Source organism: Ralstonia sp. 1138 (assembly GCF_040544795.1).
In the GTDB taxonomy this organism is placed as follows: Bacteria; Pseudomonadota; Gammaproteobacteria; order Burkholderiales; family Burkholderiaceae; genus Ralstonia; species Ralstonia flatus.
Genome location: NZ_JBEPKQ010000005.1, coordinates 88437 through 101923 on the forward strand (window position 1 = coordinate 88437; position 13487 = coordinate 101923).

The 13487-nt window shown below is 64.0% G+C and carries 18 protein-coding genes; 13 read left to right on the plus strand and 5 right to left on the minus strand.

Features of this window, described 5'->3' with window-relative positions:
• Nucleotide 1: 1 nt before the first annotated feature.
• From ABIC76_RS21005 to ABIC76_RS21035, 7 genes are read left to right on the plus strand one after another with little or no spacing between them, the layout of a single operon-like run.
• On the plus strand, nucleotides 2–1111 hold the full coding sequence (locus ABIC76_RS21005) for a muconate/chloromuconate family cycloisomerase (RefSeq protein WP_354535132.1): 1110 nt from the start codon (nucleotides 2–4) through the stop codon (nucleotides 1109–1111).
• Between the two features lie 34 nt (nucleotides 1112–1145).
• Complete coding sequence (gene catC / locus ABIC76_RS21010) at nucleotides 1146–1436, plus strand: muconolactone Delta-isomerase (protein WP_102067185.1); 291 nt, start codon at nucleotides 1146–1148, stop codon at nucleotides 1434–1436.
• A 44-nt stretch (nucleotides 1437–1480) separates the two neighbouring features.
• Nucleotides 1481–2416, plus strand: a complete 936-nt coding sequence (gene catA, locus ABIC76_RS21015; protein ID WP_354535133.1) for a catechol 1,2-dioxygenase — start codon at nucleotides 1481–1483, stop codon at nucleotides 2414–2416.
• A 28-nt stretch (nucleotides 2417–2444) separates the two neighbouring features.
• Nucleotides 2445–3803, plus strand: a complete 1359-nt coding sequence (locus tag ABIC76_RS21020) for an SRPBCC family protein (protein ID WP_316901829.1) — start codon at nucleotides 2445–2447, stop codon at nucleotides 3801–3803.
• On the plus strand, nucleotides 3800–4288 hold the full coding sequence (gene benB / locus ABIC76_RS21025) for a benzoate 1,2-dioxygenase small subunit (protein WP_316901830.1): 489 nt from the start codon (nucleotides 3800–3802) through the stop codon (nucleotides 4286–4288). The genes ABIC76_RS21020 and benB overlap by 4 nt, the downstream gene beginning before the upstream one ends.
• 46 nt (nucleotides 4289–4334) lie before the next feature.
• Nucleotides 4335–5363, plus strand: coding sequence for a benzoate 1,2-dioxygenase electron transfer component BenC (benC, locus tag ABIC76_RS21030; RefSeq protein ID WP_354535134.1), 1029 nt, complete (start codon nucleotides 4335–4337; stop codon nucleotides 5361–5363).
• Nucleotides 5360–6142 (plus strand): 1,6-dihydroxycyclohexa-2,4-diene-1-carboxylate dehydrogenase, encoded by a 783-nt coding sequence (locus ABIC76_RS21035; protein WP_354535135.1) that lies wholly within the window; start codon nucleotides 5360–5362, stop codon nucleotides 6140–6142. Before benC ends, ABIC76_RS21035 begins: the two co-directional genes overlap by 4 nt.
• 88 nt (nucleotides 6143–6230) lie before the next feature.
• Here ABIC76_RS21035 and ABIC76_RS21040 read toward each other — a convergent pair whose 3' ends face one another.
• On the minus strand, nucleotides 6231–6398 hold the full coding sequence (locus tag ABIC76_RS21040) for a hypothetical protein (RefSeq protein ID WP_009238159.1): 168 nt from the start codon (nucleotides 6396–6398) through the stop codon (nucleotides 6231–6233).
• A gap of 104 nt (nucleotides 6399–6502) precedes the next feature.
• Entirely contained in the window at nucleotides 6503–6676 is a 174-nt protein-coding gene (locus ABIC76_RS21045; protein WP_354535136.1) for a hypothetical protein, read from the minus strand.
• Nucleotides 6677–6793: 117 nt separating this feature from the next.
• Here ABIC76_RS21045 and bioA point away from each other — a divergent pair, with 117 nt between their 5' ends.
• The 5 genes from bioA (at nucleotide 6794) to ABIC76_RS21070 (ending at nucleotide 11389) form a co-directional block, all read left to right on the plus strand.
• Entirely contained in the window at nucleotides 6794–8200 is a 1407-nt protein-coding gene (gene bioA, locus ABIC76_RS21050; protein ID WP_354535137.1) for an adenosylmethionine--8-amino-7-oxononanoate transaminase, read from the plus strand.
• Nucleotides 8187–9434, plus strand: coding sequence for an 8-amino-7-oxononanoate synthase (gene bioF, locus ABIC76_RS21055; protein ID WP_354535138.1), 1248 nt, complete (start codon nucleotides 8187–8189; stop codon nucleotides 9432–9434). Before bioA ends, bioF begins: the two co-directional genes overlap by 14 nt.
• Nucleotide 9435: 1 nt before the next feature.
• Nucleotides 9436–10143: a dethiobiotin synthase gene (bioD, locus tag ABIC76_RS21060; RefSeq protein ID WP_354535139.1), complete on the plus strand. Its 708-nt coding sequence runs from the start codon at nucleotides 9436–9438 to the stop codon at nucleotides 10141–10143.
• A 37-nt stretch (nucleotides 10144–10180) separates the two neighbouring features.
• Nucleotides 10181–10699, plus strand: a complete 519-nt coding sequence (locus tag ABIC76_RS21065) for a hypothetical protein (RefSeq protein ID WP_354535140.1) — start codon at nucleotides 10181–10183, stop codon at nucleotides 10697–10699.
• A 165-nt stretch (nucleotides 10700–10864) separates the two neighbouring features.
• Nucleotides 10865–11389, plus strand: coding sequence for a hypothetical protein (locus tag ABIC76_RS21070; protein ID WP_027681463.1), 525 nt, complete (start codon nucleotides 10865–10867; stop codon nucleotides 11387–11389).
• Here the strand turns inward: ABIC76_RS21070 and ABIC76_RS21075 are convergent.
• From ABIC76_RS21075 to ABIC76_RS21085, 3 genes are read right to left on the minus strand one after another with little or no spacing between them, the layout of a single operon-like run.
• Nucleotides 11358–12230: a DUF817 domain-containing protein gene (locus ABIC76_RS21075; RefSeq protein WP_354535141.1), complete on the minus strand. Its 873-nt coding sequence runs from the start codon at nucleotides 12228–12230 to the stop codon at nucleotides 11358–11360. The genes ABIC76_RS21070 and ABIC76_RS21075 overlap by 32 nt on opposite strands.
• A complete protein-coding gene (locus ABIC76_RS21080) occupies nucleotides 12231–12440 on the minus strand; it encodes a DUF1653 domain-containing protein (RefSeq protein ID WP_027681461.1) in 210 nt (69 codons plus the stop codon).
• Nucleotides 12441–12447: 7 nt separating this feature from the next.
• A complete protein-coding gene (locus ABIC76_RS21085) occupies nucleotides 12448–12795 on the minus strand; it encodes a hypothetical protein (protein WP_027681460.1) in 348 nt (115 codons plus the stop codon).
• A 341-nt stretch (nucleotides 12796–13136) separates the two neighbouring features.
• On the opposite strand from ABIC76_RS21085, the gene ABIC76_RS21090 reads away from it, so the two are divergent.
• Nucleotides 13137–13475: a zinc ribbon domain-containing protein YjdM gene (locus ABIC76_RS21090; RefSeq protein WP_354535142.1), complete on the plus strand. Its 339-nt coding sequence runs from the start codon at nucleotides 13137–13139 to the stop codon at nucleotides 13473–13475.
• Nucleotides 13476–13487: the final 12 nt, after the last annotated feature.

A 13487-nucleotide genomic window follows, 5' to 3' on the forward strand; every position in this document is an offset into this window, starting at 1 on the left:
CATGATTCGCTCGATCGAGGCCATTCTAGTGGATGTGCCCACCATCCGTCCGCACAAGCTGTCCGTCGCCACCATGCATACGCAGACGCTCGTCCTCGTGCATGTGCGCTGCGAAGACGGTATCGAAGGCTGGGGCGAGGCCACCACCATCGGCGGCCTCAACTACGGCGAAGAGAGCCCCGAAAGCATCAAGGTCAACATCGACACGCACATTGCGCCGCTGCTGATCGGCATGGAGGCGCGCAATGTGGCGGCTGCCATGGCACGCGTGCGCAAGACCATCCAGGGCAACCGCTTTGCCAAGTGCGCGCTGGAAACGGCGCTGCTCGATGCGCAGGCCCGCCGGCTCGGCGTGCCGCTGTCGGAGCTGCTGGGCGGCCGCCTGCGCGATGCGCTGCCGGTGGCCTGGACGCTCGCCAGCGGCGACACCCGCAAGGACATTGCCGAGGCAGAAGCGATGCTCGCCGAGCGCCGCCACCGCATCTTCAAGCTGAAGATCGGCCTGCGCCCGGTGGCCGACGATGTAGCGCACGTATTGGCCATCAAGCGCGCACTAGGCGACGCCGTGAGCGTGCGTGTCGACGTCAACCAGGCCTGGAGCGAACTGGACGCCGCCAACGGCATCGCCGCGTTGCAAGCCGGCGGCGTCGACCTGATCGAACAGCCGGTGCGCGCAGAAAACCGCGCCGCGCTGGAGCGCCTGGCCCGGCAGTTCACCGTGCCGATGATGGCCGACGAAGCCCTGCACGGTCCGCGCGATGCATTTGAGCTGGCGGGCTCTGCCAGCGCGGACGTCTTCGCCGTGAAGATCGCGCAGTCCGGCGGCCTCGTGCCGGCGATGCAGGTGGCCGCCATCGCTCAGCTGGCGGGTATCGGCCTGTATGGCGGAACGATGCTCGAAGGCGCGGTCGGCACGGCGGCGTCAGCCCACGTGTTTTCCACCTTTGGCGAGCTGCAGTTCGGCACCGAGCTGTTCGGCCCCTTGTTGCTTACGCAAGAGTTGCTGACTGAACCGCTGCAGTACCGCGACTTCATGTTGCAGGTGCCGACCGCCCCGGGCCTGGGCATCGACATCGATCAAGACAAGCTGGCACGCCTGCGCCGGCAATAAATCCAAAACGAACGAGACCACCAAGGAGACCACGATGCTGTTCCACGTCCGCATGGATGTTCGCCTGCCGGCCGACATGCCCGCCGATGTCGCCAACGAGATCAAGGCGCGCGAGAAGGCCTATTCGCAGGATCTGCAGCGCAGCGGCAAGTGGCGCCACATCTGGCGCCTGGTTGGCGAGTACGCGAACGTCAGCATCTTCGACGTGCAGAGCAATGCAGAACTGCACGACATCCTGACGGCGCTGCCGCTGTTTCCGTACATGCAGATCGCTGTGACGCCGCTGTGCCGTCACCCGTCGTCAGTGCATAGCGACGATGCCTGAGACATTCCACATCCCCCCCAGAACACCACGAGGAGACACCCATCATGAACGCGCGCGTATTCGAAACGAAAGAAGTGCAGGACCTGCTGAAGGCCGCCACCAACCTGGAGGGCAAAGAGGGCAATGCCCGCCTGAAGCAGATCACCCACCGGCTGCTGGCCGATCTGTTCAAGGCCATCGACGACCTCGACATCACGCCGGACGAGGTCTGGGCCGGCATCAACTACCTGAACAAGCTCGGGCAGGACGGAGAAGCGGCATTGCTGGCGGCCGGCGTGGGCCTGGAGAAATACCTCGACATCCGCATGGATGCTGCGGATGCGGCGCTGGGCATCAACGGCGGTACGCCGCGCACGATTGAAGGGCCGCTGTACGTTGCCGGCACAACGGTGCGCGATGGCGTGTCCAGGATCGACATCGATCCGGACCCGGCCGCAGGCCCGCTGGTCATTCATGGCACGGTGACGGGCCCGGACGGCAAGCCGGTGGCCGGCGCCGTGGTCGAGTGCTGGCACGCGAATTCGAACGGCTTCTACTCGCATTTCGATCCGGCCGGTGCGCAGAGCCCGTTCAACCTGCGGGGCGCGGTCAGGACTGGCGCCGATGGTCAATATGAATTCCGCACGCTCATGCCGGTGGGCTACGGCTGCCCGCCGCACGGCGCCACGCAGCAACTGCTGAACGGCCTTGCGCGCCACGGCAACCGGCCGGCGCACGTGCACTTCTTCGTCACGAGCGACGGCCACCGCAAGTTGACGACGCAATTCAACATCGAAGGCGATCCGCTGATCTGGGACGACTTCGCCTATGCCACCCGCGAAGAGCTGATTCCGCATGTGGTGGAAAAAACCGGCGGCACCGCGCTCGGCCTGAAAGCCGATGCGTACAAGGACATCGAATTCAACTTCGTGCTCACGCCGCTGGTTCAGGGCAAGGACAACCAGCGCGTGAATCGCTTGCGCGCTTCGGCCGAGGCCTGAGGCCGGGTGCCTCAACGTGGAGACGACCATGTCCGCCTTGATCGACAAAGCCAGCGAACTGGACCAGCTGCTGTCAACCGCCGTGGTGGATGACAAAGAGGCCGGCATTTTCCGCTGCCGCCGCGACATCTTCACCCACCCCGATCTGTTCGCGCTGGAGATGAAGCACATCTTCGAGAACAACTGGGTGTATCTGGCGCACGAGAGCCAGATTCCAAACAACAACGATTACTACACCACGTGGATTGGCCGCCAGCCGATCGTCATCACGCGCGACAAGACCGGCGAGCTGCACGCGGTCATCAACGCGTGCGCGCACAAGGGTGCGATGCTGTGCCGCCGCAAGCACGGCAACAAGGGCAGCTTCACGTGTCCGTTCCACGGCTGGACGTTCTCCAACACCGGCAAGCTGCTGAAAGTGAAGGACGAAAAGACGACCGAGTACCCGGTGCAATTCAACACGCATGGCTCGCACGATCTGAAGAAGGTTGCGCGGTTCGAGAGCTATCGCGGCTTCCTGTTCGGCAGCCTCAACGCCGATGTGCAGCCGCTCGAGGCGTACCTTGGCGAAGCGCGTGTGATCATCGACCAGATCGTCGATCAGGCACCCGAAGGCCTGGAAGTGCTGCGCGGCAATTCTTCCTACGTCTATGACGGCAACTGGAAGATGCAGATGGAAAACGGCTGCGACGGCTACCACGTCAGCACCGTGCACTGGAACTACGCCGCAACGATGGGGCGACGCAAGGAAGGCGGCACGCAGGCCGTGGATGCAAACAGCTGGAGCAAGTCGGTGGCGGGCGTCTATGGGTTCGAGCACGGCCACATCCTGCTGTGGACGCAGACGATGAACCCGGAAGTGCGACCCGTCTATGCGCACCGTGACGAAATCAAGGCGCGCGTGGGTGAAACCCAGACCGATTTCATCGTCAACCAGACCCGCAACCTGTGCCTGTATCCAAACGTCTTCCTGATGGATCAGTTCAGCACGCAGATTCGCGTGGTACGGCCCATCAGCGTCGACAAGACCGAGGTCTCGATCTTCTGTTTCGCGCCGAAGGGCGAAAGCGCAACGGACCGCGCAACGCGCATCCGCCAGTACGAGGATTTCTTCAACGTCACCGGCATGGGCACCGCCGATGACCTGGAGGAATTCCGCGCCTGTCAGAACGGCTACGCCGGAACGACCGCGCTGTGGAACGACCTGTCACGCGGGGCGCCGCTGTGGGTGCACGGCCCCGACGAGAACGCCACGAAGATGGGATTGAAGCCGCTCATCTCGGGCGAGCGCAGCGAAGACGAAGGCCTGTTCGTCTGCCAGCACGAATACTGGGTGCGCATCATGCGTGAGGCGCTCAAGCAGGAATGCGAAGGAGTGCCGGCATGAGCGCGGATTACCAGAACATCTGCGCCGCCCTGTACCGCGAAGCGCGACTGCTTGACGACCGCCAGTGGGACGCGTGGCTCGACTGCTACGCAGAAGACGTCACCTACTGGATGCCCGCGTGGGATGACGACGACCAACTGACCGACGATCCGCAGAGCCAGATCTCGTTGATGTACTACGCCAATCGCTGCGGGCTGGAGGATCGCGTCTTCCGCATCAAGACCGAGCGCAGCGGGGCCTCCACACCCGAGCCGCGAACGAGCCACACCGTCGCCAATGTCGAAGTGCTGGCCGAACGCGGCGATGAAGTCGACGTGCGCTACAACTTTCACACGCTCAGCCACCGGTACAAAACCACCGACCACTTCTTCGGCACGATCTTCGTCACCCTGCGCCGCGCGGGCGACGGCTTCCTGATTGCATCCAAGAAGATCGTCCTGAAGAACGACTACATCCGGCAGGTGCTCGACGTCTATCACGTCTGATGTGCACCCCGCATAGGACACGCAAAAGAGGCAGCGGAGGTATTCCATGTCCAGTTTCACAGTCGCACTGAATTTCGAGGACGGGGTGACCCGTTTCATCGATTGCAAAGCGGGCGAGAAGGTGCTCGATGCCGCCTTCCGCGCCAAGATCAACCTGCCGATGGATTGCTCCGATGGCGTTTGCGGGACCTGCAAGTGCCGCGCCGAAAGCGGAAGCTACGACCTCGGTGACGATTACATTGACGACGCCCTGAGCGAGGACGAGAAAAACACCGGCCTTGTCCTGACGTGCCAGATGGTGCCGCACAGCGATTGCGTGATCGCGGTGCCGACCTCGTCGACGGCCTGCAAAACGGGGCAGAGTGCTTTCGCCGCAACGGTGTCGAACGTCGAGCTGCACAACGATGCAGCGGTCGTGCTCGAACTGGACGTGGATGCCACGGCGCCGGTGTTTCTTCCTGGCCAGTACGTCAACATCGGCGTACCGGGCACCGGCCAGCACCGCTCGTATTCGTTCTCCTCCGCGCCAGGTGAATCGAAGATCAGCTTCCTCATCAAGAAGATCCCCGGCGGCGTGATGAGCCGCTGGCTCGAAACCGCGCAGCCCGGCGACAAGCTCGATCTGCAAGGCCCGCTGGGCAGCTTCTATCTGCGCGATGTGCAGCGGCCGCTGTTGTTCCTTGCCGGCGGTACGGGCCTCGCGCCGTTCCTGTCGATGCTTGAAGTGCTGGCGCGCACCCATTCGCAGCAGAAGGTGCACCTGATTTATGGCGTGACGCGTGACCTCGACCTGGTGCAGGTCGATGCGATCGACGCCTATGCAGCGCGGCTGCCGAACTTCAGCTACACCACGGTCGTCGCCGACGCCGCGTCGAATCATCCGCGCAAGGGCTGGGTAACGCAGCACGTGCCGGCCGATGCGCTGAACGATGGCGACGTCGACGTCTATCTGTGCGGGCCGCCGCCGATGGTCGATGCAGTGCGCAAGTACTTTGACGACGAAGGCGTGAAGCCCAGCAGCTTTTACTACGAGAAGTTCACGCCCAATGCAGTACCGGAGGCGAAGGCGGCATGAGCATGCAACGATTCTCAGGCAAGGCCGTCGTCGTGACGGGGGCGGCGCAAGGTATCGGGCGCGGCGTGGCAATGGCTGCGGCGGCAGAGGGCGCCCCGGTGCTGCTGGTGGACCGGGCGGAGTTGGTTTTCGAGGTGCAGGCCGAAATTGCAGCAGCAGGCGGCCAGGCCCACGCCACCACGGCGGATCTTGAAACCTACGCCGGCGCTCAACATGCCGTACAAACCGCGCTGGATGCCTTCGGTCGCATCGACGTGCTCATCAACAACGTCGGCGGCACAATCTGGGCGAAACCTTATCAGCACTATGAAGAAGCGCAAATCGAAGCGGAGATCCGCCGCTCGTTGTTTCCCACGCTGTGGTGTTGCCGCGCCGTGCTGCCGCACATGGTGGAGCGCCGGCAGGGCGTGATCGTCAATGTGTCGTCGATTGCCACGCGCGGTATCTATCGGATTCCGTATTCGGCGGCCAAGGGCGGCGTGAACGCACTGACGGCCAGCCTCGCCATGGAGCACGCGCAGGACAACATCCGCGTCAACGCCGTCGCCACGGGCGGCACCGAAGCGCCGCCGCGGAAAATCCCGCGCAACACGGCGCCCATGTCGGAGCAGGAGGCGGTCTGGTATCAGGGCATCGTCGACCAGACCATCGCCAGCAGCCTGATGCACCGCTACGGCACGATCGACGAGCAGGTAAAGGCGATTCTGTTTCTGGCGTCGGACGACGCTTCGTACATCACCGGGACGGTGTTGCCGGTGGGCGGCGGGGATCTGGGTTAGGCGCGCCACCCGGCTCTCCAAACAAAAACGGCGCCGATGCGCCGTTTTTTATGCCTTCGCGGGATAGCCGAACATTCGGCCGCCCCATTCAGCCCAGGTAAGAACCGGACTTGCCAACCACCTCTGCGTACGCGAGGTTGTCGTCCCAACCGTTGCGGAAGAAATTGATGACTGCGCGCAGCAGCGAGGTGCGGTTGGCGGCTTGAACTTGGATTTCGCCGGCGAACTTGGGGGTGAAATAGGCTTGCTGGACCATGATGTTTTCTCTCAGTGCGTGATCTAGGGTTTTCCCGAGTATAGGGTTATCCCTAGGACTGAGCAATGAGGCAAAGCAAACCTGCGGTCCATTCTCAATATCACTCAATGTAAATAATCGGTGCGCTTGACGCGCGCTCCGCGCCCAGACCAGGTGAAATCGAACGACTCGGGATGTGACTTTTCCAGCATATTTTTCTGCGCTGGAAAAGATTTTTTAACGGCACGTTCCGCGCAGGAGGTGGAAAATCCCACGAAGAAGTGCGCTTCTTCGCTCATTATTCGCCTATATTGCGCCATTTTCTTTCAACGTGCGGGCTTGTTGTTTGATCCACATGCCCTCTACCATACGCCGCCGAATCCCCCGCTTCTGCTTCTGTTTCGAGGAGGCCTCGTATGGCGTATCCCCCAATCCCGGTGCCGGCCGACGGCGCGCCCAGCGCCAACACGGCGTGGCAGGCGCGCAGCCGCGCGGCCGTCTGGCATCCGTGCACGCAAAATGCGCGGCTCGATGCCATGCCGCCGCTGCCGATCGCGCGCGGTCAGGGGCCGTGGCTGATCGATTTTGACGGCAAGCGCTACCTGGACGGCACCAGCTCCTGGTGGGTCAACCTGTTCGGCCATGCGAATCCGCACATCAACGCGGCGCTGAAGACGCAGCTCGATTCGCTGGAGCACGTCATGCTGGCGGGCGCGACGCACCGCCCGGCCGTGGAACTGGCCGAGCGCCTGATCGACCTGACGAGCGGCGTGCTGGGCCACAGCTTCTTCGGCTCCGACGGCGCTTCTGCCGTGGAAATCGCGCTCAAGATGAGCTTTCACGCCCATCGCAATGCAGGGCAGGACGCACGCAGCCGATTCGTCTGCCTGGAACACGGCTACCACGGTGAAACGCTCGGTGCGCTGGGTGTGACCGACGTGGCGATCTTCCGCGATGCGTACGACCCGCTGATTCTGCAATCGCATCGCGTGCCGTCCCCAGACGCGCGTCTGGCCGGCCCGGGCGAGACCGCCGCCGACGTAGCCGAACGCGCACTGGCCGCATTGCGCGATTGCCTGAGCACCCACGCCGGCACCATCGCCGCCGTCATCATCGAACCGCTGGTGCAATGCGCGGCCGGCATGGCCATGCACGACGTGAGCTATCTGCGCGGCGTGCGTGCGCTGTGCGACGAATTTGGCGTGCATTGGATTGCAGATGAAATTGCCGTCGGCTGCGGTCGCACCGGTACGTTCTTCGCATGCGAGCAGGCTGGCGTGTGGCCGGACCTGCTGTGCCTCTCGAAGGGCATCAGCGGCGGTTATCTGCCGCTGTCGATCGTGCTGTCGCGCGATGCCATCTACGACGCCTTCAACGACGATGCGCCGGTGCGCAGCTTCCTCCATTCGCATTCGTACACGGGCAATCCGTTGGCGTGCCGCGCGGCCCTCGCCACACTCGATCTGTTTGCTGAAGAAGATGTCTTTGCGCGTAATCGCGTGACCGCGGCACGCATCGCCCAGGGCCTTGCGCCGCTGTCGCACGATGCGCGCTTTGCCCATTTGCGGCAGACGGGGATGATCACCGCGTTCGACGTGCACCCTGAGGTGGCCGGGGCACGCTTTGCCGAACGCTTTGCGCTGACGGCGCGCACGCATGGACTGCTGCTGCGCCCCATCGGCAACACCGTTTATCTGCTGCCGCCGTATGTGCTGAACGACGAAGAGACCGACACGCTGGTCGAACGCACGCTGCAGACGCTTGAAGACACGCTCGCCCAAGCCACGGGCGAAACTGAAGGACACACCTATGCGATTGCTTGACGACCTGCAGGCCGGCCTCGACGCCATTGACGCCGCGCACCTGCGCCGCGTGCGCCGCACCGCGTACAGCCCGACCGACCGCAGCCAGCGCATCAGCGTGCCCGGTGAAGAGCCGCGCGACATTCTCGGCTTTTGCGGCAACGACTATCTCGGGCTGGCAGCGCACCCCGCCTTGGCCGAGGCGATGACGCACGGTACGCAGCAATATGGCTTTGGCAGCGGCGCATCGCATCTGGTGAGCGGCCATTCGATTGCGCACGCGCGGCTGGAGGCTCGCATGGCGGCGCTGCAAGCCGCGCACATTCCCGACGCGGATGCGCTGTTCTTCTGCACGGGCTACATGGCCAATCTGGCCGTGGTGAGCGCCATGGCGCAGGCCGGCGGCATCCGCCCGGCCGACGAATGCACGATCTTTTCCGATGCGCTGAATCACGCCTCGCTCATCGATGGTGCGCGGTTGTCGCGGGCGCCCATCAAGGTCTATCCGCACGTCGACCTCGCTGCGCTGGAAGCGCTGCTGGCGGCGAGCACCAGTCGCAACAAGCTGATCGTCACGGACGGCGTGTTCAGCATGGATGGCGACATCGCGCCGCTGCCCGAACTGCTTGCGCTGGCCGAACGCTACGACGCCTGGCTGATCGTGGACGACGCACACGGCCTGGGCGTGCTGGGCGAAAACGGCGCGGGTGTGCTGTCGCACTTCGGGCTGCGCTCGCAGCGCATCATCTATGTCGGCACGTTCGGCAAGGCTGCCGGCGGCTCGGGCGCAGCCATTGTCGGACATCGGCTGGTGATTGACTGGCTGGTGCAGCGCGCGCGCACGTACATCTTCACAACAGCTACGCCGCCGGGCATTGCATGTGCGGTGGAGGCAGCGCTGAACCTGATTGCAAGCGAGGAGGGCGCGGAACGTCGTGCCCGCCTTGACCGCCACATCGCCGTGTGGACTTCGCACGCGCAGCGGTTGGCTGCACGCTTCGGCTGGCGGTGGATGCCGTCGCCGACGGCCATCCAGCCGATCGTGATTGGAGAGAACGCACCCGCGCTTGAACTGGCCGCTGCGCTCGAACGCGAAGGCATCCGCATCGCCGCGATCCGCCCGCCGACGGTGCCGGCCGGAACGGCGCGCTTGCGCATCACGCTGTCTGCGGCACATACCGATGCCGACATCGAGCGCCTGGCGCAGGCGCTGGAAGCGGCCGGCCAATCCCTCCAGCCCGCCAAGGCAGCCTGACATGCCCGCACGCTTCGATTGCTTTGTCACCGGCACCGATACGGAGATCGGCAAGACGCTCGTCAGCGCGGCGTTGCTGACCAAGCTCTCCGACGCCGGCTACCGTGCCGCGGGCCTCAAGCCGATTGCAGCAGGCACGCTGGCGGGCGCACCCACGCGCACCAACGAAGACGTCGAGCAACTGCGCGCCGCGGCGTCGGTCAATCTGCCGCTCGACACCATTTGCCCATGGCTGCTCGACGCGCCGATGTCTCCGCATCTGGCTGCTGCGCGCGAAGGCGTGACGATCACGCTGCCGCCGATTCTCGATGCGTTTGCGCAGGCCAGATCGTTGGCGGATGCCGTCGTGGTGGAGGGCGTCGGTGGTTTCCGCGTGCCGCTGTCGGACAACTTTGATACCGCCGAAATGGCCGTGGCATTGGGCTTGCCCGTGGTGCTGGTTGTGGGCTTGCGCCTGGGCTGCTTGAATCACGCCGCACTCACGGCCGAGGCGATTGCCGCGCGCGGGCTGCATCTGGCCGGCTGGGTCGGCAACGTGGTCGACGCGTCCATGGCCGGGCTTGAGGACAATGTCGCCACGCTGCGCCGGTGGATCAACGCACCGCATCTGGGCACGATTCCGCGATTGCCGCACGCCGATGCGCGGCTTGCCGCGACTCACCTCGACATTGCACCGCTCCTAGCGCGCCCGGCCGAAACGCGGCGGTAAACTAGCCGCTTCACTCAGTGCAACAGGGACGATTGTGATGCGGGCGATGCGTTGGCTGACGGTAGCGATTGTGGTGGCAGCGACGGCGGGATGTGCGGCACTGGAGTCCCCTGTCACCAAGGGGCAGCGACTGGTCGGCGCCGACGAGCCCGCCGTGCAGGCGCAGTTCGGGCCGCCGCGCGAAACGTATCCCCTCAACGGCGGCACCCGCTGGCTCTATCCGACCAAACCGTACGGCCAGTTCACCTACGCGGCCGATTTTGATGCCGGCGGCAAGCTCGTCGCCTTCAAGCAAGTCCTGAGCAGTCTCGAATTTGCCCAGGCCAAGATCGGCGTCTGGACCCGAGACGACGTGCTCCGGCATTTCGGTCAACCGGTCGAGACCGCGTATTTCCCGCGCATGGAACGGCTGGTCTGGTCCTACCGCTTCAAGGCGGACGACGTCTGGCCGTCGCTGATGCATTTCTACTTCGACCCGGCTGGCGTTCTGCAACTGACGCAGATCACACCCGACCCGCTTTACGATCCGGACCGCCCCCGGCTGTTTCGCCGCTAACTGGGCGGCAGTTGAGGTAGCGCAATCCGATTGTGCGCTCAGGGTTCCTCCTGCATTGCGCGCCTTGCGCGGCGACCTAAGCTAGAGAGCAGGGGAGGCAGACGCCGCCGGCGCTTGCTGAGAGCAACCGTCATCAGAACGGACGCGCATTGTTGGGGGTGCATCATGCTGACGCATCGCTGGGTCGACATCGACCCGATCGCAGCGGGTCAACATCCGCTGTACGGCATTGCCGGATGGCTGCCGTGGGTGCTGGCCATTGCCATCGCGGGGCCAACGTGGGTGTTCTGGCAGGGGCTGTCGATGGACGCGCTGCAGCTGGCCGGCGCCGATCTGTTCGATGCCAACGCGCCGGGCAGCGGCGCTATCAACCTCACCACGCTGCTGTATCTGATTTCCAGCGTGACGGTGCTGGTGCTGGCCACCACGCACGACAGCGCGTTCCGCCCGGCCATGCTCGTCCACATGGCGCTGCTGCCGCCGCTGATTGGCCTGATGCTGATGGCAGGCGGCATCCCGGGGGCACGCTCCACCTTCATCGATGGCGTGGCCGTTGCCGTGGCACTGACGCTGACGTGCGGCGTCTACCTGCAGGCCTCGCGCCGCGTGCACATCACCTTCGAACTACGCGACCGGGCGCCGGGCGAGCATGCCTGGTTCAAGCGTCAGAAACGGGCCGCGGCGGGTTGACGAGCGTGACCATCACGTAGCTCATGATGGTCAGGAGGAACCAGGCGCCAAGCTTGGCGATCGACACCATCTCCCAGCCCTGCAGCTGGTTCGGATAGAGCCATGTGCGCGTGAACGTGCCGATGTTTTCGGCAAGCCAGATGAAGAGGGCGACCAGCGTAAAGCCCAGCAGGAAGGGCATGCGCCGGTGGACGCGATCGATGCGGAAGTGAATCCAGCAGCGTCGGAATGCCATCGCAATGAGCGCCATCAGCACGTAGCGCAAGTCCCACCAATAGTGGTGCAGGAAGAAATTCACGTAGATCCCGAGCGAGAGCAGGGCCGTCACCGCCAACGGCGGATGATGCGTGAAGCGCAGGTCAAATTCGCGCCACGCCCGCGCGATATAGCTGCCCACCGAGGCATACATGAAGCCGGTGAACAGCGGCACGCCGCCAATGCGCAGCACCGACGCCTCGGGGTAAATCCATGAGCCGACCGCCGTCTTGAATACCTCCATGCCTGTACCGGCCACATGGAACATCAAGATCACCTTGGCCTCGTCCCACGTCTCCAGCTTCAGCCACAGCAAGGCAATCTGGATGATGACCGCGGCAATCGTCAGGGCGTCGTAGCGGGCAATCGGTGCGGCTGCCGGATACCAGAAATGCGTGCCGATCAGCAGGGCGACCATCAGCCCGCCGAACAGGCATGCCCACGCCTGCTTGATCCCGAAGACGACAAACTCATGCAGCCCCGCAGCCAACTGCCCGTGGCGAGCAGCCCAAGCGCCGCTGCGGTCACGCCAGTACGTAAAACGGGCCCGCAGGCCCGCTCGCAAGGAGAGAGTTTCCGCCGGCATTCAGTCGATCAGCGCAAAGCGCGGCACCTGCCGGCCGTCGACTTCGACCATCTCGTGGAACATCGTCGATGGGCGTGTCCAGATCGTGCCGTTGGCGGCGCGATAGACCGTCATCTTGATGGCGGGATCGGGTTCGTACGTGGCCTCGCACAGCCATTCGTACTCGCCGCCCTTGTAGTGCCGGTAGCGGCGCGTTGACGTGTCTTGCATGGCGGGTTCAGTGTTGCGTGGGCTTGTCTTCTTCGTCGACGTAGGGGACGTGCTTGCCTTCCTGCGTCTGCGCGCCGAGCTTGGCGTCTTCCATGGCGTCCTGGTAAGCCAGCATGGCCGCGGCCACGGCTTCGGGCTCGCCGTTGAAGGAAATCACGCTCTCGCCGCAGTTCGGGCATTCGCCGCCGAAGATGGCGTGGATGCCGGGCATGTCGCGCGGCTCCATCCCTTCGAATTCGGTAAAGGCGGTCTGACAGGCGCCGCAGACCAGTTTTTCAGGACGCAGCGCCTCCAGCCGGGCGTGTGCCTGAGAAATGCGGTCGGCCTGTGAGCCGCGTCGTTTGGCTTCGCCCATGATGTTCTTCCTGATTCAGATGATTGGAGGGTGGATCATACCGAACGGCGCGGCACGCCTGCCAGTTCGCGCGGGCCGCTCGGCGTTCGGCCAATCGCTTCAGCGCGGCCAGAACGTCGGGAAAATCCGATGTGACCATCGGCCCGAATCCACATGAGCGGCTCCGGATGTTCTCTGATGTGTCGGCTCGAAACCGTCCATGGCGGCGCTGCCACGGTAAAGATTGCCGCGGATCGGCTGCAAGGCACAGACAAGCGGTAACAGTCGGCAACCATCGCGCACATCTCGGCTGATCGCGGCTGATATAGTGCGGCCCCTTTGACCAGATTCACGGCTTTCACATGTCTACGATTCCTGCCTGCCCAGAATGCGCCTCTGAGAACACCTATCAAGACGGCGAGCTTTATATCTGCCCGGATTGCGCGCACGAATGGAATCCGTCGGCACAGGAAGACGAAGAAGAGACGGCGCTGGTCATCAAGGACGCCAACGGCAATCCGCTGAAGGCGGGCGACTCGGCAACACTGGTGAAGGACCTGAAGCTCAAGGGTGGCTCGGGCACGCTCAAGGCGGGCACGAAGATCAAGAACATCCGGCTGGTGCCGGGCGACCATCCGATCGACTGCAAGATCGACGGCGTCAGCTATCTGCTCAAGCCGGAGTTTTTGAAGAAGGCTTAGTGGAGGGCGTTG

Coding starts and splice junctions, on each gene's coding strand:
- ABIC76_RS21045 (WP_354535136.1), bottom strand. CDS start 6,676: ATGAGCGAAGAAGCGCACTTCTTCGTGGGATTTTCCACCTCCTGCGCG.
- catA (WP_354535133.1), top strand. CDS start 1,481: ATGAACGCGCGCGTATTCGAAACGAAAGAAGTGCAGGACCTGCTGAAG.
- ABIC76_RS21080 (WP_027681461.1), bottom strand. CDS start 12,440: ATGCAAGACACGTCAACGCGCCGCTACCGGCACTACAAGGGCGGCGAG.
- benC (WP_354535134.1), top strand. CDS start 4,335: ATGTCCAGTTTCACAGTCGCACTGAATTTCGAGGACGGGGTGACCCGT.
- ABIC76_RS21085 (WP_027681460.1), bottom strand. CDS start 12,795: ATGGGCGAAGCCAAACGACGCGGCTCACAGGCCGACCGCATTTCTCAG.
- benB (WP_316901830.1), top strand. CDS start 3,800: ATGAGCGCGGATTACCAGAACATCTGCGCCGCCCTGTACCGCGAAGCG.
- bioD (WP_354535139.1), top strand. CDS start 9,436: ATGCCCGCACGCTTCGATTGCTTTGTCACCGGCACCGATACGGAGATC.
- ABIC76_RS21075 (WP_354535141.1), bottom strand. CDS start 12,230: ATGCCGGCGGAAACTCTCTCCTTGCGAGCGGGCCTGCGGGCCCGTTTT.
- ABIC76_RS21090 (WP_354535142.1), top strand. CDS start 13,137: ATGTCTACGATTCCTGCCTGCCCAGAATGCGCCTCTGAGAACACCTAT.
- ABIC76_RS21020 (WP_316901829.1), top strand. CDS start 2,445: ATGTCCGCCTTGATCGACAAAGCCAGCGAACTGGACCAGCTGCTGTCA.
- bioF (WP_354535138.1), top strand. CDS start 8,187: ATGCGATTGCTTGACGACCTGCAGGCCGGCCTCGACGCCATTGACGCC.
- catC (WP_102067185.1), top strand. CDS start 1,146: ATGCTGTTCCACGTCCGCATGGATGTTCGCCTGCCGGCCGACATGCCC.
- bioA (WP_354535137.1), top strand. CDS start 6,794: ATGGCGTATCCCCCAATCCCGGTGCCGGCCGACGGCGCGCCCAGCGCC.
- ABIC76_RS21065 (WP_354535140.1), top strand. CDS start 10,181: ATGCGGGCGATGCGTTGGCTGACGGTAGCGATTGTGGTGGCAGCGACG.
- ABIC76_RS21070 (WP_027681463.1), top strand. CDS start 10,865: ATGCTGACGCATCGCTGGGTCGACATCGACCCGATCGCAGCGGGTCAA.
- ABIC76_RS21040 (WP_009238159.1), bottom strand. CDS start 6,398: ATGGTCCAGCAAGCCTATTTCACCCCCAAGTTCGCCGGCGAAATCCAA.
- ABIC76_RS21035 (WP_354535135.1), top strand. CDS start 5,360: ATGAGCATGCAACGATTCTCAGGCAAGGCCGTCGTCGTGACGGGGGCG.
- ABIC76_RS21005 (WP_354535132.1), top strand. CDS start 2: ATGATTCGCTCGATCGAGGCCATTCTAGTGGATGTGCCCACCATCCGT.